The following is a 21,323-nucleotide window of genomic DNA, read 5'->3' as shown; positions in this document are numbered from 1 at the left end:
CGGTCATCTCACGTAGCCTGGGAGTATGAGGCTCGACGAGATAACCCGCCCATTGTTGGTGTCCTTCTTCGCCGCGGTCGCGTGGAGCGTTCTGGGCGGGCTCATCTTGCCGGAGCCCAATCTCGCCTACGACGAAGGAATTGCGTCGTGGATTGTGTCCATGCTGGTCTCAGTAGTGCTGGTCGGAGTAATAGCAGTTTTCGTCGGCGATAGTGCTTCGGCCCGGGAAATGGCTAGCGCGCGCAGCATTGTCGCAGCCGCCACTGGAGCGGGAATTGCCGCGCTCGGTGACTTGGCATTTCTGCTCCTCACGACACCGCCAGACGGCCAGGATGGCCTGGCCGTCGCCTATGTCGTGTTCTTCTTTATTCCGCTTCTTTTCCTCGGCGGATGGGCCTCCAGCGCCATGATTAACCGGGTGCGTAGGTGGCGTCGGCAAGCGAAGAGGGAAGGTCAGGCCTAGCTGACGGCCTTGACCGCGTCGATGACGAGGGACCAGAACTTGTCCGCGTCGAGCTTCACGGCGACCTGCGTGTGACAGTCGGCAGGCGCTGGGGCTCGGAAGTCCGCGACGGTCATGCCCGTGGTGAGTGCCCCGTTCAGCTCGACGTCGACGGGGGCTTTTACGGTGGTCATCACGGTCGGGTCGATCAAGTAGGCGACGGCACAAGGATCGTGAACCGGCGGATTGTCGAAGCCCTGGGCGTCCTTGTAGTTCTTGCGGAAAGCGCCAAATAGGCCGACCACGAAGTCAGCGGGGCTGGAGCCAATGGCCTTGACCTTGGCTTCCACGTCGGGAGTCGCAAGAGCCTGGTGCGTTAGATCGAGGCCGACCATCGTGACCTTCCAGGGCTCGTTGAAAACGATGTGCGCGGCCTCCGGGTCGACCTTGATGTTGAACTCGGCCACCGCGGACCAGTTGCCGGTGTGGTAGCCGCCGCCCATCAGGACGACTTCCTTCACACGCTCGGCCAGGCGCGGCTCCTTGCGGACGGCCATCGCGATGTTGGTCAGCGGGCCGGTCGGAACCAGCGTGACCGTATTCGGTTCGGCCTCCATCACGGTTTTGATGATGAAGTCGACGGCGTGCATATCCTGGACTTCGACTGCCGGGTCGGGCAGGTCGTAGCCGTGAATCTCCATGCCTGTATCGCCGTGGATGCCCTCCGCGATTGTGACCTCGCGAACCAGTGGACGGGAACAACCCGCGTGAATCGGTGCCTCAATGCCGCAAATCGTGGATACAATCTGCGCATTGCGGGTGACCTTTGGCAGGGTATGGTTTCCGCCGATTGTGGTCACTCCCAGTAACTCAATGTTGGGGTTTCCGGCCGCGAGGATCATCGCGACTGCGTCGTCGTGGCCGGGATCGCAGTCAAGGATAATCTTGCGTTTAGATGGGGATGAGGTCGTTGGGGCTAAGGCCATTGTCGACTCCTTTTCGGAAGTGGGGTGTGTTCGAAAAATCGCCTAGCCCCAAGGTTATAGATTTTTAGAACAGACCAGTCGGGCGCTCGTCGTAGGAGACGAGCATGCACTTGGTCTCCTGGTAATGCTCGAGCATCATCAGATGGTTCTCGCGGCCGATACCGGACTGCTTGTAGCCTCCGAAGGCTGCGTGAGCAGGGTAGTTGTGGTAGTTATTCACCCACACGCGGCCTGCCTGGATGCCACGGGCAGCGCGGTAAGCGTTGTTTTGGTTGCGGCTCCACACGCCGGCGCCGAGGCCATAGATGGTGTCGTTGGCAATCTCCAAAGCCTCGTCCAGGGTCTTGAAGGTCGTCACGGCCAGGACCGGGCCGAAGATTTCCTCCTGGAAGAAGCGCATCGAGTTATCGCCCTTGAAGATGGTCGGCTCCACGAAGTAGCCGCCCTCCAATCCATCGAGCTTGGCGACGTTGCCACCGGTGAGCACCTCCGCGCCCTCCTTCGGGCCGGACTCCAAGTAACCGGAGATCTTGTCCAGCTGCTCCTGGGAAGCCTGGGCGCCCATCTGCACGGACGTATCCAGCGGGTTGCCAGTCTTAATCTGCTTCACGCGCTCGACCGCGAGCTGTAGGAACTCGTCAGCGATGTCCTCGTGGACCAGGGCGCGCGACGGGCAGGTGCAGACCTCGCCCTGGTTCAGCGCGAACATGGCCAGGCCCTCGATGCACTTTTCACGGAACGCGTCGTCGGCATCCATGACATCGGGGAAGAAGATAGACGGGGACTTACCGCCAAGCTCCAGCGTGATCGGGATAATCTTGTCGGACACCGCCTTGTGGATCAGCTGGCCCACGGCAGTCGATCCAGTGAACGCAATCTTGGCAATCCGGTCGCTTGCGGTCAGCGCAGCACCGGCCTCACTGCCGAGGCCATTGACGATGTTGAGGACGCCGTCGGGAAGCAGGTCGGCGATGATCTCGGTGAGCATGAGAATCGACGCAGGCGTCTGCTCTGCGGGCTTGAGTACGATGCAATTGCCGGCGGCGAGCGCCGGGGCGATCTTCCACGCGGCCATCAGGATGGGGAAGTTCCACGGGATGATCTGGCCGACGACGCCGAGCGGTTCGTGGAAGTGGTAGGCGACCGTGTTGTCGTCAATCTGCGAGATGCGCCCCTCCTGTGTGCGGGTTGCGCCGGCGAAGTAGCGGAAGTGGTCGATTGCGAGCGGGATGTCAGCGGCGAGGGTTTCGCGGATGGCCTTACCATTCTCCCAGGTTTCAGCGACTGCGATTTTCTCGAGATTTTCCTCGAGCCTATCCGCGATGCGGTGAAGAATCAGTGCGCGCTCGGCTGCCGAGACCTTGGCCCAGGAGTCCTTTGCGCGGTGTGCAGCATCAAGCGCGAGCTCAATATCCTTTTCATTCGAGCGTGGAACTCGGCAGAAAACCTCGCCTGTAATTGGGGTGGGGTTGTCCATGTACTGCCCGTCTACCGGGGCGATCCACTTGCCATCGATGAAGTTTTCGTACTGCTCCTTGTACGTGAAAATCGCATCGGGGGTGCCGGGGTTTGCGTAGACGGTCATGGCGACAAGTCCTTTCGGTGGGTAACAACAAACGTGTGAGCCCACTTTAGATTGTGACTTGCACCACTATCAACAGTTATTTTTCCATTGCTTTACGACGCACGTCAACGCTACTGACCTAATAAACTACCTTGCTTTAAATCTGTCCCGAGGTCGCCGTCAGAAATTCCAGGATTGCGCGCACGCGGCGGTTTTCCTCCCCGGGCTCCAGATGTAGCTTCATGAAGATATTGGAGACGTGCTTTGCTACGGCGGCTCCGGAGAGGAAAAGGTCTTCGGCGATCTGCTTGTTCGACTTGCCTCGCGCCATCAGCTCGAGGACCTCACGCTCGCGGGCGGTCAGGCTGGCCAGGCCGGACTTGCCCGACTGCATCAGAGCAGTGGCAACATCTGGGTCGATGACTACTCCGCCTCCTGCGACCACATCCAGGGAGCCGAGGAAATCAATGACTTGGCCAACGCGGTCCTTGAGTAGGTAGCCGGTGCCGCCAGCGCCGGCCGCTGTGCCGGGCGCGGTGGGGGAGAAAAGTTCTCTGGCGTATGCGGGGGCGACGTACTGAGAAAGCACCATGACATTTAAGTTCGGGTACCTATCGCGCAGCTCGACTGCAGCGCGCAGCCCATCGTCGGTCATCTTCGGAGGCATACGCACATCGGTGATGACTAGGTCTGGAAGTTCACCGGTGTCGTCAAAGCGGTCATCGATATCCGCGACGAGACCGTTCGCGGAATCGACTTTGGAGATGACCTCGTGGCCTCGCTTCTCGACGAGGCCGGCGACGCCCTCGCGAAGGAGCGCTGAGTCGTCGGCAATTACAATCTTCATCTACCTTCATCCTCCGTGGTTTCGCCGATTCCTGAATCACCACGATTCAGCATCAAGGGGATTTTCGCCCTAACCTGTGTGGGGCCACCCTGAGGTGAGTGTATTGTCATCTCGCCATCAAAGGTTGCCAGCCGCTCCTTCATACCTTTCAATCCGTTTCCCATGACTACGCCGCCCGGGCCCTGATCCGTGATGGATATGTTCAGGGTCTGGTCGGCTGTGAGTAGGACGGAGACCGGGGCTCCGGGCGCGTACTTAGCCGCGTTGGTCAGGATTTCCGCGCAGAAGAAGTAACCGGAGGCCAGGACACTCTCGCCCAGGTCCGGGAGCGGGTAGGGCACATGCACCACTACGTGCGGCCCGTAGCCCTCGGCAATCTCTTCCACCGCGGCCTGAAGTCCGCGGTCCCGCAGTACCTGGGGGTGGATGCCGTGGACGGTTCGGCGCAGGGCCCTAAGACCGTCGTCAAGGTGCTTGCGAGTCTCCGCAAGCAGCCCCATCAGTTCTTCGTTGTCGGTGGCCATGGCCTCGAGCTCGGCCATTCCCAGCTTCATCGATGCGGCGACAATGTACTGTTGAGCCCCGTCGTGCAGATCATTTTCAATCCTGCGCCTCTCGATTTCAAATGCGTCGGCAATTGTGCGTCGGGAAGCAGTGAGTTCGGCGATGCGCGCGGCGGCCTTCTCTTCGTTAGACGTGGTAGGCGGGGGCGCGCCGTCTCCAAAGACGGTTCCAATGAATTCTCTCAACCCCATAGTTGCCAATGATACGAAATGGATTACAGTTCCAAGGTCTGTACTCACAGACCGGGCACAATGGTAGACCTAGCACTACTACGAGAAGGTAGTGGGCACTGTGTATTTTTCCCGCTCCGCTAAGTGAAATGGATGGCATGAGGAATAAGAACACCGGCGCGAACCAGGAGCGCCTTACAATCCGTGACATCACTAAGTCTTACAACGCTGCCCCGGTGCTAACCGGTATCTCCCTAAACATCGAGCCGGGGGAGACCGTCGCCATCATGGGCCCGTCCGGTTCGGGCAAGTCTACGCTGCTGCACTGCATGTCTGGAGTGCTGCTGCCGGACAGCGGCGAGGTTTCCCTCGGGGCTACCCGAATCGACTCGCTTTCCGACGCCAAGCGCTCGGCCCTGCGTCTTAACGACTTCGGCTTCGTGTTCCAGGATGGGCAGTTGCTGCCGGAGCTAACCGCACGAGAAAACGCTGCCTTGCCTGCCATTTTGCGTGGTCAGTCCCGATCGAAGGCGCTTCGCCGTGCCGACGACATCCTCGGTCGACTTGGCCTAGGTGACCTAACTCGCCGCCGCCCTGGACAGATGTCAGGCGGGCAGGCGCAGCGCGTTGCCATCGCCCGCGCAATGGCCTCTGGTCCTTCGGTTATCTTCGCTGACGAGCCCACCGGTGCCCTTGATCAGTCCACCGGCCACGAAGTCATGCAGCAGCTGATTGCGCTGGTGGAGCAGACCGGAACGACACTGGTAATGGTCACCCACGACGTTAAGGTTGCCTCGTGGTGTCGTCGCCGCATCGAGATTCGCGACGGTCTAATTCACGACGACCGCATGCTCGCAGGGGCGGTGGACCACTAATGACTAACACAGTTCTTCCCCAGCAGGACACAGCGTCAAAGGTCGGGCATATACCAACTTCTGCGCTGGCAGATCTCAGCTTCAGGCTCCAGCGCGCGGGGCAGGAGACTCGCTCGGGCAACGGTTGGCTCTCCACGCTGGCGGTAATCGCCATGACCGTCAGCACCTGGCTCGCCCTCGTTGTAGCCGGCGGAACGATGATGTTCTATCGCCGGTCTCTGGTACCGCCTCCGCCGTTGCCGGAAAATCCCACGCCTCAGGACTACGCGATGCAGGACAACGGAGACCTGTATCTGCAGCTAGCCTTTATCGCTTGCGTCTTCGTCGTTCCTGCGATGATGGGGCTGGTCGCGCAGTCTGCAGTGCTCGGAGCCGCGGGCCGTGAGGGGCGCCTCGCCACCTTGCGCCTCATCGGCCTGTCGAACGGCGCAGTGACGCGTATGACACTGGTGGAAATCCTGATTCAGGCGGGCATCGGCATCGCCTTTGGTACCGTGTTGTCGGTTTCCACGGCACCCTTTTGGGCCTTGGTCAGTTTCGACAATGACTACTTGGGAACCTGGGACATGTTGCTGCCGTGGTGGGGTTACCCCGCAGTATGGGCTATTGTTCTGGTCTTGGCTCTGGCTGCCGCTCTTGTTGGCCTGAAACGTGTCCTGGTTTCCCCGCTGGGAGTCTCTCGCAGGGAGATTCCAGGGGCCGTTAAGCGTTGGCGACTGGTCGTATTCATCGTGCTGTTCGTGGTAACCGTGGTGTTCATTAACTCTCTCGATGTAAAGAGCATCAATGTCGCGGCTACCGCCTATGCGGCATTCGCCATGCTGGTGATTTTTAGTGCTGTTAATATTGTTGCGCCTTTCATCGTCCAGCTGGTTGCCCGCCTTTCAGCTCCGCTGGGTACCGCCAGCGACTTCGTCGCTACTCGGCGCGTCGCCACGAACGCCAAGGAGTCCTGGCGCCGAGTAAGCGCCATGACTTTCTTGTCGCTACTCCTCGGATACATCGCTGTGATTCCAAAGTTGGAAATGGCCGAAGACCTCATCGGTGCCACCTTTGCCAACGACATTGTGGTCGGAATTATAATCACATTCATCATCGGCTTCACCCTGTTGATGGTTTCCACGGTTTTGACACAGGCATCCGCTGTCTACGAGCAGGCAGCCTTGACGAAGGCCCTGGATTACATCGGTGCGCCGGTTGCCTTTCATCGTCGGGCCGCCTTCAAGCAGACCTTCTTCCCGCTGTTCTTCACCAGCTTCCTGGCTTTTTTGATGGGTTGCTTCTTTGGTCTCATCCTCTTCGGTTCCGCTGCTGAGGCCAATCCAGTTAGCAGCCGTACTGTATTGGTTGTGAGTGGATACATCTTGGCTGTCATCCTTGTTGGCGTTGCCACCCTTGCTGTCGATCCGCTCCGTCGTAAGCTGCTGAATCGTCAGGTTCGCCGCAATGACTAGAAAAGCCAGGCAAACGTCAGGTTCAACTAGAGGCTGAGATTAATTAACCCTGCGGGGTGGAGTTCCTTAACCGAGGATTCATCTCACAACCACGTAATTTCCATGTCGGCTTCCTAGCCTTGGAGCATGCGAACTTACGTACTGGATACCTCGGTCCTCCTTTCAGACCCGCACGCGGCCAAGAAGTTCGATGAGCATGAAGTCGTGCTTCCCCTGGTGGTGGTGAGCGAGCTCGAAGCGAAGCGTCACCACCCGGAGCTCGGCTGGTTTGCCCGTGAGGCGCTGCGTTTCCTTGAGGAGCTCCGCTACCGCCACGGTCACCTGGACCGGCCTGTGCCCGCCAACGAGGTTGGCGGGTTTTTGCATATTGAGCTCAACCACTCGGACCCGTCAATCCTACCGGCCGGTTTCCGCAACGATGCCAATGATCATCGCATCCTCGCCTGCGCCCTGAACCTCCAGCACGAGGGGCGCGAAGTCGTACTGGTCACCAAGGACATCCCGCTTCGAGTTAAAGCCGGCGCGGTCGGCCTTCCCGCCGACGACTACCGGGCGCAGGACGTAGTTCTGACTGGCTACTCGGGTTTCGTTGACATCGATGTGGAACCGGAGGAGATCGACAGGCTTTTTGCCAACGGTTACCTTCAGCTCGAGCAGGTCAGCGGGCAGCCGTTGCACTGCGGAGTGCAGTTGAGTGCTGGTAGCCAGTCCGCCCTGGCGAGGGTGAGCGCCCCCGGCGTCGTAAAACTGGTTCGGGGCGATATGGATGCGTTTGGGCTTAAAGGGCGCTCAGCTGAGCAGCGGATAGCTCTCGACCTGCTGCTGGATGATTCGGTGGGAATCGTCTCGCTGGGCGGGCGCGCAGGAACGGGTAAGTCGGCGCTGGCGCTGTGCGCGGGGCTCGAGGCGGTGCTGGAGCGGAATCAGCATCGTCGGATTGTGGTTTTCCGGCCGCTGTACGCGGTGGGCGGGCAGAACCTCGGATATCTGCCGGGGACCGAAAACGAGAAGATGAACCCCTGGGCGCAGGCCGTGTACGACACCTTAGAGGGGCTCGTGTCGGACAACGTCATGGACGAGATTGCCTCCCGCGACATGCTTGAGGTGCTTCCGCTCACTCACATCCGTGGGCGGAGTCTGCACGATAGTTTCGTGATCGTGGACGAGGCGCAGTCGCTTGAACGTAACGTTTTGCTGACGGTGCTGTCCCGACTGGGAACCAACTCGCGGGTGGTACTGACCCACGATGTGGCGCAGAGGGATAACCTGCGCGTCGGCAGGCATGACGGGGTGCAGGCGGTGATTGAAAAGCTAAAGGGGCACGAGCTGTTTGCGCATATGACGCTGAAACGTTCGGAGCGATCGAAGATTGCGGAGCTGGTTACCGGGTTACTCGATTAAGCGTAGAATTTTTAGGCAGATACGCAGGTTGAGTTTCTGCGTTTATCTTTCACTCGGATCGTTCGGCACGTACCTGCCGATGAAAGGTTTAATTTCACATGGCTACCGTGACTTTTGCTGATGCCACTCGCATTTACCCGGGCGCAACGAAGCCGTCCGTGGACAAGTTCAATCTCGAAATCGCGGATGGGGAATTCCTCGTTCTCGTCGGCCCCTCCGGTTGCGGCAAGTCCACCACTCTGCGCATGCTGGCCGGCCTGGAAGATGTCAACGAGGGCAAGATTTTCATCGGCGACCGCGATGTAACCAAGGTCTCGCCGAAGGACCGCGATATTGCGATGGTCTTCCAGAACTACGCCCTCTACCCGCACATGACCGTGCGAGAGAACATGGGCTTCGCCCTGAAGATTGCGGGCGTGGCAAAAGACGAAATCAATCGCCGTGTTGAAGAAGCTGCCAAGACACTGGACCTGACCCAGTTCCTCGACCGCAAGCCGAAGGCGCTGTCGGGCGGTCAGCGCCAGCGCGTCGCAATGGGCCGCGCGATTGTGCGCAAGCCGCAGGTATTCCTCATGGATGAGCCGCTGTCCAACCTGGACGCGAAGCTGCGCGTTCAAACCCGTACTCAGATCGCGGCCATGCAGCGCAAGATGGGCGTGACCACCATGTACGTCACGCACGACCAGACAGAGGCCCTGACCATGGGCGATCGCATCGCAGTGATTAACTTCGGTGTGCTGCAGCAGGTGGGAACCCCGCAGGAGCTCTACGAAACCCCGGCTAACGAGTTCGTCGCAGGATTTATCGGATCCCCGGCAATGAACCTGGGCACGTTCGCGGTCGCGGGCGGCTACGCCACCCTGGGCGAGGCGAAAATCAAGGTCCCGGAGGCAGCCCTGGCTGCGATGACTCCGGAGGATAACAACCAGATCATCGTCGGCTTCCGCCCGGAGGCTCTCGAGCTCGTCGAAGGCCCCGGCGACGACGTCGTTCCGGTCAAGGTTAACCTCGTCGAGGAGCTCGGCTCTGACGCATTCATGTACGGCGACCTCGTCGGCGGTGGCGCTCTGAGCTCCGGTACCTCGTCGAACCCAGATGAGGAGGAGCACGGCCAGGTGGTCATTCGCACCGCGCCGCGCACCGCGCCGAGCCTGGGCTCCGTGGTCTACGCCAAGGTTCGCCCGGGGATGCTGCATCTGTTCTCCAAGTCGACTGGCATGCGCCTTCCCGCGTAGGCTCTCGCGGAGAAGCCAAGCCACTGATACTGGACACCGCATTATAAGGAGCCACCGTGTCGGAAACTATGAAAATAGCTGCGACCACGGTGGCTTCGAAGCTTCTTCTCCTGCCCTGGGACACCCCATTGGAGCAGTGGCCCAAAGATTTACTGGTAGCGCTTCCGCAGGGCATCTCGAGGCACGTAGTCCGTTTCATTAACCTTGACGATCGGGTCATCGCGGTGAAGGAGATCGGCGAGTTCACAGCACACCACGAGTACCGCATGCTCCGCGACCTGCGTCGCCTCGGGGCTCCGTCGGTGCGCCCTCTAGCCGTCATTACGGGCCGCACTGGCAAGGATGGAGAGCCGCTTACTGCGGCGTTGGTCACGGAGCATCTGGAGTACTCGCTGCCTTACCGCGCCGTATTCTCCCAGCAGGTCTCCCGCGACACCGTTGTCCGTCTGATTGACTCCCTGGCCGTTCTTCTGGTCCGTCTGCACCTGCATGGTTTTTATTGGGGCGATGTCTCGCTGTCGAACACTCTGTTTCGTCGGGATGCGGATGCTTTCTCCGCCTACCTTGTCGACGCCGAAACCGGGGATCTGCAGGGCAAACTCTCCGATCAGCGCAGGCTTTACGACGTAGACGTTGCCCGCACCAACATCATCGGCGAGCTGATGGACTTGCAGGCTGGCGGATTTTTGGACTGCGGGATGGACGTTATTGATGTGGGTACTCGCATCGCCGAGCGCTACTCCGGCCTGTGGCAGGAGCTGACGGGGGAGGAATCGATTGGAGTTGAGGAGTCCTGGCGGGTCGACGAGCGGATTCGCAGGCTCAACGACCTCGGTTTCGACGTGGGGGAGTTGAAAGTGACCAGCGACGGAGGGCGTGTCGTGTTCCGTCCTCGGGTGGTCGATGCCGGGCATCATCACAGGCAACTGATGCGTCTTACCGGTCTGGACGTCCAGGAAGGGCAGGCGCGGCGGATGCTCAATAGTTTGCAAACGTTCCGGCTCTCGCGGGAGCTGGAGAACACCCCGCTGGAGCAGGTTGCGCACCGCTGGCTCCAGGAAGTTTTTGAGGCGACGATTCTGGCAGTGCCCGAAGGCCTGCGCGGAAGGCTTCAGGATGCCCAGATTTTCCATGAGGTGCTAGAACATCGCTGGTACATGGCGGAAAAGCGGCAGGGGGACATCTCTCTTGCTGAGGCAACGCGAAGCTACGTCGACCGAGTTCTTCCGGAGCACCGCGACGAATCGGTGTTTTTGCCGTCAGAAGGTGAGGATAGCGACTAGGGTCGCGGAAGGTTGCTAGAGCCTTAACAGCCGATGAGCCTGTGTTTATAAACTTAAAATCATGGGACAAATAGGGGTGTTTGAGGTTGCGGTGCCGACGAATCTTTCGGGGTATCGGCGGTCTTCATTGGATGCAAACCCCGCACTTGAACGGCTGTATTCTGCGAAAATAAGGCGACTTTGTGAACGTCAGTAATTGCGATGTTTAGCTTTTGTTCTACTGGGTCTAAGAATATGTTCTCAATCGTTTTAGCTTCTGTAAGATTCTAGGTAAGTCAAAATACCCCGCGTCGATGGCGATGAAGTTCAAGTGACAGGGTTCTTTTATGCCGTAGGTCGGGGGCAATCCAACGAGGTCATGGCCGTCGGAAAGCCGCTTTAGCAAGCGGCGCGCTCTGCCGGTCGGCCCTTCTTCTTAAGGGGAGAGAAATAGTGAAGAACTTCAAGCGCGCATCAGCCCTCTTTGCAGCAGGCGTTATGGCAACCGCTGGTTTGGTTGCTTGCTCGAGTGATGACTCATCTGCGGATGGTGGCGTCTACTTCCTCAACTTCAAGCCGGAGCAGGATGCCGCGTACCAGAAGATTGCAAAGGCCTACACGGACAAGACCGGTGTTGCCGTCAAGGTGGTCACCGCCGCATCGGGTTCGTACGAGCAGACCCTGAAGGCTGAAATCGGCAAGAAGGATGCCCCGACTCTGTTCCAGGTCAACGGCCCGACCGGACTGAAGACCTGGCAGGACTACATGGCCGACATGTCCGACACCGAAATTGCCAAGAACCTCAACGACGGCATTGAGCCGCTGAAGGGGGAGGACGGCAAGATCTATGGTGTTCCGTTTGCTGTGGAAGGCTATGGCCTAATCTACAACGAAGAAATCATGGACAAGTACTTCGCTATGCCGGACGCCAAGGCTAAGAGCATGGATGAGATCAAGGCCTTCGGCAAGCTGAAGGAAATCGCCGAAGACATGCAGGCAAAGAAGGACAAGCTGGGCATCTCCGGTACCTTCGCTTCCACCTCACTGGCATCCGGTGAGGACTGGCGCTGGCAGACCCACTTGGCTAACGGTCCGGTCCACTACGAGTTTGAGGACCTCGGCACCAAAGAAACTGCCGATGTGAAGTTCAAGTACAACAAGGAGTTCAAGAACCTCTTCGACCTGTACCTGAGCAACTCCACCGTTGAGAAGACCCTCGCCCCGTCGAAGGCGGTGTCCGACTCGATGGCTGAGTTCGCACAGGGCAAGGCCGCTATGGTGCAGAACGGCAACTGGGCATGGTCGCAGATCAGCGAGGTCTCCGGCAACGTGGTCAAGGAAGACAAGATCAAGTTCATGCCAATGTACATGGGGCTGAAGGACGAGGACAAGACCGGTATCTCCGTTGGCACTGAGAACTACCTGACCGTCAACGCCAAGGCATCCGAGGCTTCCCAGAAGGCCACCAAGGACTTCGTCAACTGGCTCTACAACACCGACGAGGGCAAGAAATTCGTCGTCGAGGATCTCGGCTTCATCGCCCCGTTCAAGAACTTCACCGACGCGGATACCCCGAATGACCCGCTGGCGAAGGAGGTTGCGGCAGCTATCGAAGACAAGGAAATGACCACCATCCCGTGGGACTTCCAGTACTTCCCGTCTCAGCAGTTCAAGGACGACTTCGGCGCAGCGCTGGCTCAGTACGCCTCTGGCAAGATGCCGTGGGATGAGGTCGTGAAGACTTTTACTGACAGCTGGGCTGCAGAATCCTCCAGCAAGTAAATAAGTTGCGAAATCCTCACGTTTGCACACGCGGTGCCGTCTGGAACCAAGCTGCAAACGAGAGGGATTTCTAATGAGAAGGCGGGGCCCGGCACCTCGGGACTCTGCGACGTAGTGCAGGCCCGAGGGGTTAGGCCCCGCCTTTAGCTTTTGAGAATCGGTGTTGTAATGCAAGCAACCTTGAAAAAGTATTTCCCAATATTCGTGCTACCTACGCTGATTGCGTTCGCAATTGCGTTCCTGGTTCCATTCGTTATCGGTTTCTTCCTATCCTTTACTGACTTCACGACCATCACGGATGCCGAGTGGGGCGGAGTCGAAAACTATCAAAAGGCTTTTAGCCAGCGGGAGGGCTTCGTGGCCTCCTTCGGCTTCACCGCCCTGGTGGTCGTCGTCTCCGTCATCACCGTGAACCTGTTCGCCTTCTGGATTGCGTGGATTCTCACGCGCAAGCTGAAGGGCACCAACTTCTTCCGCACGGTCTTCTTCATGCCAAACCTCATCGGCGGTATCGTGCTGGGCTACACCTGGCAGTCGATGATCAACGCCGTGTTGGCGTCGTACGGCACGACGATCGTTTCGGACTGGAAATTCGGCTACGCGGGTTTGATCATCCTGATTAACTGGCAGCTCGTCGGTTACATGATGATTATTTACATCGCCGGCCTGCAAAACGTGCCGCCGGAGCTAATTGAGGCAGCGGAAATCGACGGTGCTGGCCGCTGGGAAGTCCTGCGGCACGTCACCATCCCAATGGTGATGCCCTCGATTACCATCTGCCTATTCCTGACCCTGTCGAACACCTTCAAGCTCTTCGACCAGAACCTTGCACTGACCAATGGTGCGCCGGCCTCCGAGACCGAAATGGTTGCGCTGAACATCGTCAACACCATGTTCAACCGCATCGGTGTCGAGGGAGTCGGCCAGGCCAAGGCCGTTATTTTCGTCGTCGTGGTCGTCGCGATTGCGATGCTGCAGCTGCGTGCAACTCGCAGCAAAGAAGTGGAGGCATAAATGTCCGTCGACGCTGCAAAGGCACTCAAGCCCAACTCGGTCAAGCAAGATGAGGCCAAGGTCGGTGGTGCCGCGAAGGGCATTATTTACGCCATCCTGGTGTTCCTCACCGTGGTGTTCCTGGGCCCAATCGCCTTCATTCTCTTCAACTCCTTCAAGTCCAAGTTCGCAATCTCGGACAATCCCTTCCAGCTGCCGCTCGGTGACATGTGGGTCGGTGTTGAAAACTACACCGTCGGGTTGATGAAGGAGGGCTTCGGCTGGGCAATCGTATGGTCGTTTGTCATCACGATTCTCTCCGTCGTCGCCATCGTGTTCTTCTCCGCGATGACCGCCTACTACATCACGCGCGTGAAGACATGGTGGACTTTGCTGCTGTACTACCTCTTCGTGTTCTCGATGGTCATCCCGTTCCAGATGGTGATGTTCCCGACCGTCAAGATCGCGGACATGCTGCAGCTGAACAACCCCATCGGCATTGTGGTTTTGTACCTGGGCTTCGGCTCCGGCCTGTCGGTGTTCATGTTCGCCGGCTTCATCAAGTCGATTCCGATTGACATCGAGGAAGCTGCGATGATTGATGGCGCATCCCCGATGCAGAACTACTTCCGCATCGTTTTGCCGATGCTAAAGCCGACCGCTGTCACCGTCGCCATCCTCAACGCTATGTGGGTGTGGAACGACTACCTGCTGCCGTACCTGGTCATCGGCCTGTCCACCGAGTACAAGACCATCCCGGTCGTCGTGCAGAGCTTCGTCGGCTCCAACGGCAACCGCGACCTCGGCGCCATGATGGCCATGCTGGTTCTCGCGATTATCCCGATTGTTGTCTTCTACATCGCAACCCAGAAGCACATCATCGAGGGCGTCGCCGCCGGCGCGGTCAAGGGCTAGTCCGGCCTGGCGCGGCTGCGCCGTCACAATAACCGAACACTACAATGACAAGACGTGGATAGATTCTTCAGCACTGACACCAAGTTCTACGCAGCGTGGTCGCTACTGGCGGATCTTGTGATCATCAATCTTTTGATGATCGCCACGTCTTTTCCCTTTGCCACTGCCGGCGCTTCGACCCGGGCTGGGGCAGTGGTTGTTCGTGACATGGTCCGCGAGGAAGGCTCCGCGCCGGTGCGTCGCTTCCTGCACGCGCTCCTTTCAAATTGGCGCACGCCGACCCTGTGGTCGCTCATCACCGTGGTCATATCCTGTGGCGTCGGCTACGAGTTATACGTCATCTCCCGCGCCGACTTGGGCGGGGTGGGGATGGTTTTTACCGCAGGCGTGCTCTCGGGCTCGCTGCTGCTGCTCGGAATTACCGCCTGGGTCTACCCGCTGTGCGCGCTTTCCGACGCCCCCACGCCGCTTCGCCGAACCTTAGCCATGGCCGCAGCACTTAGCATCAGGCACCTGCCCCGTACCGCTGCGGCGATTGCGGCGCTGCTCATCGCGCCCGCCGCGGTGTATTTCTTCCCAGGTCGCATCTATGCCATCGCGACCTATTTCATGCTGATTGGCCACGCGCTCAGCTGGTACCTGGTGATGCTGGCTGTCGAGCCGGCGCTGCCGGCCGAGGACCGCGACAGTCAGCATCACGCCTAGCCTTCGAAGACCCTCGCGCGGGGGAAGTCCTCGGCCTGAATCATCTCGAGCAGCTTTTCCCGCGGAGCAAACGCTGCGCACGCGCCAACGGCCTGGACCGCCGCGGCGCCAGCGGCGGTGGCGAGTTGGACGGCGTCGGCAAGCGAGCTGCCCTTGGCGAGCTCAGCGGTGAGCGTGCCTACGAAGGCATCGCCGGAGCCGGTGCCGTCGACGACCTTTTCGGCCGGGAGGAGCAGAGCGGGATGCTCGTAAATCGTGGCCTCCTCGCGGGAGTTTTGCGGGGCCTCGGAGTAGAGGCAGCCGTCCTCGCCGCGGAGCATAATCACGCTCGGGCTGTACTGGAGCAGAGCCCTAATCTGGGAGCCGAAATCGCTGGCGAGGATGCCCTCGGAAATGTCCAGGCGGCGCAGCGTCTCCCACATGCCTTTCTTGTTGACGATCAGCGGGTTCGCATGGTCGATCAGTGCGGGGGTGACGATGCTGACCGGGTTGAGGTTGAGGACCAGTCGCGCGTTGTACATCGAAGCTACCGACGCGATGGCCTCGGTGGCCTCGGGCAGTAGCTCGCCCTGGGCGAGGACGATATCGGCGGTGGCGAAGTCATCGGTGAAATCGGTCGGGTCGGTCAAGGCATCGGCGCCGCGCTGGACGAAGATAACCGGGCGGCCCTGCTTATTCGTCGCCACGAAAGCGCTGCCTGTGGGTAGATCCCACGAGGTGTTGATGGAGTGAACCTCGACGCCGTGGGAATTGAGTTCTTCAATCACGAAGTCTGCGGCGCGATCTTCGCCGACGGTACCCGCCATGATCGCCCGGACCTCGTCGAAGGCGATGGCGACCGCCTGGTTCGCGCCCTTGCCGCCCAGCGAGATCACGCCGTCGTCCACTATGAGCGTCCCGCCTTCCGGGGGCACGCTATCCACCTTGACCAGGGTGTCCTGGTGGATGGAGCCACAGACGACAACGGTGGGATCGGATTTCGACGGGGTAATCGGCTGCATGACTTCCAAGGATAGCCCGATTTTTCGCGGACTGGTTGGGTGGTCTTAAACTTGGTCGTTATGGCAAAGCTCTATTTCCGCTACGGCACCATGAACAGCGGAAAATCAATCGAAGTGCTGCGCGTCGCGCACAACTATCGCGAACGCGATATGCGCCCTCTCATCGCCAAGCCGGCAATTGACACGGTCGCGGCAGGGGACGTCCACTCGAGGATTGGCATTGCCGAAGCCGCCCACGTCATTCACCCTGACGATGATGTCAGTTCGCTTGCCGACGGATACGACTGTGTCATCATCGATGAAGCGCAATTTTTGACGCCTGAGCAGGTCGATCAGCTCCTTGCCCTGACGCTGCAGGGCACTCCCGTACTCTGTTACGGGCTGCGGACGGACTTTCGGACCGTGGCTTTTCCGGGGTCCCGCCGGCTGCTCGAGGTGGCCCACAGCATCGAGGAGATTAAGACCATCTGCACCTGTGGAAAGAAGGCCATCTTCACCGCCCGACTGGCTCCCGACGGGACCATCCTGCAGGACGGCGAGTCCGTTGAGATCGAGACCCTGGAGGACCCGAAGTACCTCTCCGTGTGCGCTACCTGTTACAACCGCATGTCGGGGAAGTGGGCCTAGCGGAAGTGGGCATAAAAAGTGCCCCCACCAGGGCTCGAACCTGGGACAAAAGGATTATGAGTCCTCTGCTCTAACCGACTGAGCTATAGGGGCAAGGCCCGTCGAATCGGGCCTCGAAATATCATAGCAACGACTAAGCTGCTCCCAAAAAGGAGCGTGAAAGTTCCGCCTTTTGGTTGATGGGGCAACACGGTTCGTGCTCCTAAAATAGCCGGTATGAAAGCACAGAAGTCAGCAACCGGCGCGACCGCTGCATCTGGTGCAGCACCAGCCAGCCGCGATAAGGCCATTGAGGAGTTTGCTCAGTCGCCTACGCGATGGTGGGGCCTTGTCGTTTTGGCATTGGGCCTCGGCATGATCGTCCTGGACGGCACTATTGTCGGTGTATCCCTTCCGACCATCATCACGGAGTTGAAGCTCGACATAGTCGGCGCGCAGTGGATTACCACTATCTACTCTGTGGTCTTTGCGGCGCTGCTTCTGACCGCGGGCCGCGCGGGCGACCGCTTCGGCCGCCGCACCTTATTCCTAATCGGCCTGGTCGTGTTCACGGTGGGGTCGGTTGTAGCGGCGCTTTCGACGGCACTCGCGCCCCTCGTTATCGCCCGCGTAATCCAGGGAATCGGCGGCGCCTGCATCCTGCCGTCGACCCTATCCAGCGTCAATGCGCTGTTTCGGGATAAGGACCGCGCGACCGCATTCGGTATCTGGGGTGCGGTCATGGCGGGTGCCGCGGCGGTGGGCCCGCTGCTGGGCGGTGTGCTGACCGAGTACGCCGGCTGGGAGGCAATCTTCTGGGTCAACGTGCCAATCGCACTGATCCTGATTGTCCTGGCCCTGCGTCTGGTGCCGAATACTTCCGGAGAATCGGCAGGCTCGGGCGAGGAATCGGGCTTCGACATTCTGGGGCTGGTTCTGTCGAGTATCGGCTTCGGCGCTCTTGTCTACGGCATCATCGAGGGCGCGAAGATAAGCTTCGATTTTCCCTCGACGCCGTTCTTCTCCCTGATCGTCGGCCTGGTGGTGCTTGTGCTGTTCATCGTGTGGGAGAACTACCGCCGCCGCAATGCAGACCAGGTGCTGCTGGACATCTCCATGTTCTCCTACGCCACCTTCAGCTGGGGCAACACCACCGCGATGCTCGTCGCAGTGGGGGAGTTCGCGCTGGTCTTCGTGCTTCCTCTGTACCTCGTCTCGGCGGTCGGCCTATCGACGATCGCAACCGGTCTCGTCCTTGCCGCCATGGCTCTCGGCGCGTTCTTCTCCGGCGCGATGGCGCGCCACCTGGCTGCGTGGATCACTCCGGCGGGCGTCGTCATCCTGGGGCTTGCGCTCGAGGTGTTCGGTTCGCTTCAGCTGGCGGCTGAGGAACACGTGGGCCTGCCGCTCTGGCTCGTCGTCGTCGCACTGGTGATTTACGGCCTGGGCCTCGGCCTGGCCTCGGCGCAGTTGACCTCCCTGGTCCTCGGTGACATTCCGGTTCGCCTCTCCGGCCAGGCCTCGGCGACGCAGTCGACCATCCGGCAGGTCGGCTCGGCCCTAGGCGCTGCCCTCGGCGGAATGGCACTGACCGTCGGGCTCAACCGCGAGATCGCGGACTTGCCGGCATCGGTTGCCAAGATGGGCGAGGGGCTGAAGGATTCCGCGGGTTCGATTCTGATTGGGTTGCGCGCGCAGGGCACACCGTCGATGGTTATCGATCCGCTGACGAACGCGTTTGCCCACGCGACGCAGTTCGCCCTCTATTCTGCGGTCGGCGCACTGGCAATCGGGTTCCTGTGCTCGCTGAAGGTGATGCAATTGCGCCGCGGAGCGCGGAATACGTCGGAAAACGAAGTGAAATAGCTCATAGTCGGGGAAACCCGGAATAGACAATCCAGTCTGTCTGTTGGTAGTTTTTGTCATCTTGAGTTCGTGATTAATCCACGGCCTGATTCACACCCCCGAATCACCCAAAAGAAGAATCGAGTTTTCACCACCATGAATATGCTCACGACGCGTCGCTGGCTGGACTACGGTCACATCTCTAGTTCCTCCTGTTGTTAAGGGCGGTTTTATCGCGGGTCCTTTAGGCCTAGAAATCGAATCAACAACAACATCTCTTGGAGGAAAAGTGAGCAAATTCAAATGGGCGACCGGGTTTGGCGCCCAAGTTATCTACGGCCTGATTATCGGCCTCATCCTGGGCTTCATCGCCCGCGGCACCGGTGAGGAATCCGGGTTGCGGATTGCCCTGGATGAAGTCGGCAGCACCTACGTCACGCTGCTGAAGCTTCTGATCCCGCCGCTGGTGGTCACCGCGGTTATCGTCTCGATCGCTAACCTGCGCAAGGTCGCGGGCGCCGCGAAGCTGGCAATCTCGACCCTGGTGTGGTTCGCCATCACGGCTTTCGCCTCGGTCGTCATCGGTATCGGCCTTGGCCTGATTTTCCAGCCGGGCGCCAACTCCACCGTCGATGCAGCCAGCGCCAAGGAGCCCTCCACGGTCGGGTCCTGGTGGGCATTCCTGCAGGGCATCGTCCCGCAGAACATCCTGGGGCTCGGCGTGAAGGTCAGCGAGTCTGACGGCACCCTGTCGGCAACTCCAAACTTCAATGTCCTGCAGCTGCTGGTCATCGCGATTGTTCTGGGCATCGCGGCGGTGAAAGTCGGCCGTAAGGCTGAGCCCTTCATCGAGTTTTCCGGCTCGCTGCTGACGATTATTCAGAAGGTCCTCTGGTGGGTCATCCGCCTGGCCCCGGTTGGCACCGCGGCCCTGATTGGACACGCCGTCGCGGAATACGGCTGGGAGGCCCTCGGTAGCCTCGGCAAGTTCGCCATCGCAATCTACGTCGGCCTCTTCCTCGTCATTGCGGTTGTCTACCCGGTGGTGCTTAAGCTGCACGGCGTTAGCCCAGTCGACTTCTTCCGCCGCGTCTGGCCGGTTACCTCGCTGGGATTCGTCACCCGCTCTTCGATGGGCGTCATGCCCGTCACTGAGCGCGTCGTGTCGCGCCGCCTGGGAGTTCCGGATGAGTACGCCTCCTTCGCAGTTCCGCTGGGTTCGACCACGAAGATGGACGGTTGCGCCGCAATCTACCCGGCCATCGCCGCAATTTTCGTCTCGCAGTTCTACGGGGTCCCGCTGGGCTTCACCGATTACCTGCTGATTATCTTCGTATCCGTCATTGGCTCCGCTGCTACCGCCGGCACCACGGGCGCGACCGTCATGCTTACGCTGACTCTGTCCACCCTGGGCCTTCCGCTCGCCGGCGTCGGCCTGCTGCTGGCCGTCGACCCAATCCTGGATATGGGTCGCACCGCGGTCAACGTCACCGGTCAGGCAGTGGTTCCGCTGGTCGTCGCCAAGCGCGCCGGGATCTGGTCTAAGGAGGAGTGGGACGCAAACGCGAACGCAGACCTCTCCGCCGACGACGACAATACGGTCGAGGAGGCCCCCGTACTGGCCCGCGCCTAGCGCCTGGCCTTGCCAGCTCATGCCCCCCAGAATTCCTTTGCGTAGTCTGGGGGCATGACTGCTTTGTGGACTCCCTCTACGCTTACCCAGGTGGACGACTGGCCGGTCGATCACGTTGCCGCCGCTGCGCGCATGGGCGACGGAACCTGGACCACCCACGGCGAGATTGACCGCGTCTTTGACCTCGCGAGCGTCACCAAGCTGCTCGCCGCCGTCGGGATTCTGGTGGCTGTCGAGGAAGGTGCCATCGAGCTAGACCAGCAGCTCTTGCCTCCGCTTTCCGACGGCGATGGCGCCACCGTCCGCCACCTCCTCGCGCACGCCGGCGGAGTCGGTTTCGACAGCCGTGAGCCAGAGCGCGAGCCCGGAACGAGGCGGGTGTATTCCTCGGCTGGCTTCGATATTGTCGCCGACGCGGTAGAGCAGGAGGCAGAAATGCCGTTCGCGGACTATCTCCGCGAGGCCGTTTTCGAGCCGCTCGGGATGGATGCGTCGGCGCTTAAGGGCTCGGCGGGCCACGGGGCGCGCAGCAGTGTTCGCGACTTGATGGCGTTCGTCGACGAGGTGTTCTCACCGTCGCTGTTACACCCGGATACCGTCGACGAAGCTTTGACAGTGCAGTTCCCGGGCCTGAACGGTGTCGTGCCCGGTTACGGCATGCAGCGACCCGCTGACTGGGGTCTGGGTTTTGAGGTCTACGGTCACCCGGATTCTAAGCAGGGGCTGTGGTTCGGCTCCTCGATGCCGGCGGACGTGGTCGGACACTTCGGCCAGGCCGGAACCTTCCTGTGGCTGCACCGCCCAACCGGGCGGGCCGCCATCGCCCTGACCGATCGCCCCTTCGGTGACTGGGCGAAGCCTTTGTGGGCCGACTTCAACTCCGAGTTGTGGCAGGAGCTAGCGGCCCGCTAAATCACATCCGGGGGATTAAGCCCTACTTGAGGGTTGCTCGGGGCTCGGTGCAAGCATCACAATCGTAAACACGCGTAACGCACGCCTCAGTAGTTTGATGTTCTGACCTTCACTGGGATACGTCGTTGGAT

At 60.0% G+C, this 21,323-nt stretch carries 19 protein-coding genes and 1 tRNA gene; 14 read left to right on the top strand and 6 right to left on the bottom strand.

Going from position 1 to position 21,323, the window contains the following annotated elements; translation table 11 throughout:
* Positions 1-25: 25 nt before the first annotated feature.
* A complete protein-coding gene (locus tag CLAC_RS08290) occupies positions 26-463 on the top strand; it encodes a hypothetical protein (RefSeq protein WP_053412508.1) in 438 nt (145 codons plus the stop codon).
* Here the strand turns inward: CLAC_RS08290 and uriH are convergent.
* From uriH to CLAC_RS08270, 4 genes are all read right to left on the bottom strand, one after another.
* Positions 460-1,428, bottom strand: a complete 969-nt coding sequence (gene uriH, locus CLAC_RS08285; protein WP_053412507.1) for a uridine-preferring nucleoside hydrolase UriH — start codon at positions 1,426-1,428, stop codon at positions 460-462. The two genes, CLAC_RS08290 and uriH, sit on opposite strands and share 4 nt — an antisense overlap.
* A gap of 64 nt (positions 1,429-1,492) precedes the next feature.
* Entirely contained in the window at positions 1,493-3,013 is a 1,521-nt protein-coding gene (exaC, locus tag CLAC_RS08280) for an acetaldehyde dehydrogenase ExaC (RefSeq protein ID WP_053412506.1), read from the bottom strand.
* A 136-nt stretch (positions 3,014-3,149) separates the two neighbouring features.
* The gene (locus CLAC_RS08275; RefSeq protein ID WP_053412505.1) at positions 3,150-3,839 is read right to left on the bottom strand and encodes a response regulator transcription factor; all 690 of its coding nucleotides are present in this window, start codon (positions 3,837-3,839) and stop codon (positions 3,150-3,152) included.
* Entirely contained in the window at positions 3,836-4,594 is a 759-nt protein-coding gene (locus tag CLAC_RS08270) for a sensor histidine kinase (RefSeq protein WP_053412504.1), read from the bottom strand. Before CLAC_RS08270 ends, CLAC_RS08275 begins: the two co-directional genes overlap by 4 nt.
* Before the next feature lie 137 nt (positions 4,595-4,731).
* Between CLAC_RS08270 and CLAC_RS08265 the strand changes: the two genes are divergently transcribed.
* The 9 genes from CLAC_RS08265 (at position 4,732) to CLAC_RS08225 (ending at position 15,195) form a co-directional block, all read left to right on the top strand.
* Entirely contained in the window at positions 4,732-5,448 is a 717-nt protein-coding gene (locus CLAC_RS08265; protein WP_053413364.1) for an ABC transporter ATP-binding protein, read from the top strand.
* A complete protein-coding gene (locus CLAC_RS08260) occupies positions 5,448-6,902 on the top strand; it encodes an FtsX-like permease family protein (RefSeq protein WP_053412503.1) in 1,455 nt (484 codons plus the stop codon). The genes CLAC_RS08265 and CLAC_RS08260 overlap by 1 nt, the downstream gene beginning before the upstream one ends.
* 126 nt (positions 6,903-7,028) lie before the next feature.
* A complete protein-coding gene (phoH2, locus tag CLAC_RS08255; protein WP_053412502.1) occupies positions 7,029-8,303 on the top strand; it encodes an RNA 5'-3' helicase PhoH2 in 1,275 nt (424 codons plus the stop codon).
* A 98-nt stretch (positions 8,304-8,401) separates the two neighbouring features.
* Positions 8,402-9,538 carry an ABC transporter ATP-binding protein gene (locus CLAC_RS08250; protein WP_053412501.1) on the top strand — a complete coding sequence of 379 codons (1,137 nt, stop codon included), beginning with the start codon at positions 8,402-8,404 and terminating at the stop codon, positions 9,536-9,538.
* 68 nt (positions 9,539-9,606) lie between these two features.
* Positions 9,607-10,821 (top strand): DUF4032 domain-containing protein, encoded by a 1,215-nt coding sequence (locus CLAC_RS08245; RefSeq protein ID WP_211255398.1) that lies wholly within the window; start codon positions 9,607-9,609, stop codon positions 10,819-10,821.
* A gap of 477 nt (positions 10,822-11,298) precedes the next feature.
* On the top strand, positions 11,299-12,582 hold the full coding sequence (locus CLAC_RS08240) for an ABC transporter substrate-binding protein (RefSeq protein ID WP_425388819.1): 1,284 nt from the start codon (positions 11,299-11,301) through the stop codon (positions 12,580-12,582).
* Positions 12,583-12,750: 168 nt separating this feature from the next.
* A complete protein-coding gene (locus CLAC_RS08235; protein WP_053412498.1) occupies positions 12,751-13,596 on the top strand; it encodes a carbohydrate ABC transporter permease in 846 nt (281 codons plus the stop codon).
* Entirely contained in the window at positions 13,597-14,490 is an 894-nt protein-coding gene (locus tag CLAC_RS08230) for a carbohydrate ABC transporter permease (protein WP_053412497.1), read from the top strand.
* Positions 14,491-14,544: 54 nt separating this feature from the next.
* Positions 14,545-15,195: a MusI family membrane protein gene (locus CLAC_RS08225; RefSeq protein ID WP_053412496.1), complete on the top strand. Its 651-nt coding sequence runs from the start codon at positions 14,545-14,547 to the stop codon at positions 15,193-15,195.
* On the opposite strand, the gene CLAC_RS08220 is transcribed toward CLAC_RS08225, so the two are convergent.
* Positions 15,192-16,196: a PfkB family carbohydrate kinase gene (locus CLAC_RS08220; protein ID WP_053412495.1), complete on the bottom strand. Its 1,005-nt coding sequence runs from the start codon at positions 16,194-16,196 to the stop codon at positions 15,192-15,194. The two genes, CLAC_RS08225 and CLAC_RS08220, sit on opposite strands and share 4 nt — an antisense overlap.
* Before the next feature lie 60 nt (positions 16,197-16,256).
* Here CLAC_RS08220 and CLAC_RS08215 point away from each other — a divergent pair, with 60 nt between their 5' ends.
* Positions 16,257-16,823 (top strand): thymidine kinase, encoded by a 567-nt coding sequence (locus CLAC_RS08215; protein ID WP_053413363.1) that lies wholly within the window; start codon positions 16,257-16,259, stop codon positions 16,821-16,823.
* 19 nt (positions 16,824-16,842) lie between these two features.
* Here CLAC_RS08215 and CLAC_RS08210 read toward each other — a convergent pair.
* Positions 16,843-16,916, bottom strand: a tRNA-Ile gene (locus tag CLAC_RS08210).
* 123 nt (positions 16,917-17,039) lie between these two features.
* On the opposite strand from CLAC_RS08210, the gene CLAC_RS08205 reads away from it, so the two are divergent.
* From CLAC_RS08205 to CLAC_RS08195, 3 genes are all read left to right on the top strand, one after another.
* Positions 17,040-18,668, top strand: coding sequence for an MFS transporter (locus CLAC_RS08205; RefSeq protein WP_082313265.1), 1,629 nt, complete (start codon positions 17,040-17,042; stop codon positions 18,666-18,668).
* 268 nt (positions 18,669-18,936) lie between these two features.
* Positions 18,937-20,280: a dicarboxylate/amino acid:cation symporter gene (locus tag CLAC_RS08200; protein ID WP_053412494.1), complete on the top strand. Its 1,344-nt coding sequence runs from the start codon at positions 18,937-18,939 to the stop codon at positions 20,278-20,280.
* A 54-nt stretch (positions 20,281-20,334) separates the two neighbouring features.
* Positions 20,335-21,192 carry a serine hydrolase domain-containing protein gene (locus tag CLAC_RS08195; RefSeq protein WP_053412493.1) on the top strand — a complete coding sequence of 286 codons (858 nt, stop codon included), beginning with the start codon at positions 20,335-20,337 and terminating at the stop codon, positions 21,190-21,192.
* Positions 21,193-21,323: the final 131 nt, after the last annotated feature.

The sequence above is a fragment of the Corynebacterium lactis RW2-5 genome (genome assembly GCF_001274895.1).
Taxonomy (GTDB): Bacteria; Actinomycetota; Actinomycetes; order Mycobacteriales; family Mycobacteriaceae; genus Corynebacterium; species Corynebacterium lactis.
Note: the sequence above shows the minus strand (reverse complement) of the source record. Positions and strands in the feature narration are given on the sequence as shown.

Coding starts and splice junctions, on each gene's coding strand:
- CLAC_RS08290 (WP_053412508.1), top strand. CDS start 26: ATGAGGCTCGACGAGATAACCCGCCCATTGTTGGTGTCCTTCTTCGCC.
- uriH (WP_053412507.1), bottom strand. CDS start 1,428: ATGGCCTTAGCCCCAACGACCTCATCCCCATCTAAACGCAAGATTATC.
- exaC (WP_053412506.1), bottom strand. CDS start 3,013: ATGACCGTCTACGCAAACCCCGGCACCCCCGATGCGATTTTCACGTAC.
- CLAC_RS08275 (WP_053412505.1), bottom strand. CDS start 3,839: ATGAAGATTGTAATTGCCGACGACTCAGCGCTCCTTCGCGAGGGCGTC.
- CLAC_RS08270 (WP_053412504.1), bottom strand. CDS start 4,594: ATGGGGTTGAGAGAATTCATTGGAACCGTCTTTGGAGACGGCGCGCCC.
- CLAC_RS08265 (WP_053413364.1), top strand. CDS start 4,732: ATGAGGAATAAGAACACCGGCGCGAACCAGGAGCGCCTTACAATCCGT.
- CLAC_RS08260 (WP_053412503.1), top strand. CDS start 5,448: ATGACTAACACAGTTCTTCCCCAGCAGGACACAGCGTCAAAGGTCGGG.
- phoH2 (WP_053412502.1), top strand. CDS start 7,029: ATGCGAACTTACGTACTGGATACCTCGGTCCTCCTTTCAGACCCGCAC.
- CLAC_RS08250 (WP_053412501.1), top strand. CDS start 8,402: ATGGCTACCGTGACTTTTGCTGATGCCACTCGCATTTACCCGGGCGCA.
- CLAC_RS08245 (WP_211255398.1), top strand. CDS start 9,607: ATGAAAATAGCTGCGACCACGGTGGCTTCGAAGCTTCTTCTCCTGCCC.
- CLAC_RS08240 (WP_425388819.1), top strand. CDS start 11,299: ATGGCAACCGCTGGTTTGGTTGCTTGCTCGAGTGATGACTCATCTGCG.
- CLAC_RS08235 (WP_053412498.1), top strand. CDS start 12,751: ATGCAAGCAACCTTGAAAAAGTATTTCCCAATATTCGTGCTACCTACG.
- CLAC_RS08230 (WP_053412497.1), top strand. CDS start 13,597: ATGTCCGTCGACGCTGCAAAGGCACTCAAGCCCAACTCGGTCAAGCAA.
- CLAC_RS08220 (WP_053412495.1), bottom strand. CDS start 16,196: ATGCAGCCGATTACCCCGTCGAAATCCGATCCCACCGTTGTCGTCTGT.
- CLAC_RS08215 (WP_053413363.1), top strand. CDS start 16,257: ATGGCAAAGCTCTATTTCCGCTACGGCACCATGAACAGCGGAAAATCA.
- CLAC_RS08205 (WP_082313265.1), top strand. CDS start 17,040: ATGAAAGCACAGAAGTCAGCAACCGGCGCGACCGCTGCATCTGGTGCA.
- CLAC_RS08195 (WP_053412493.1), top strand. CDS start 20,335: ATGACTGCTTTGTGGACTCCCTCTACGCTTACCCAGGTGGACGACTGG.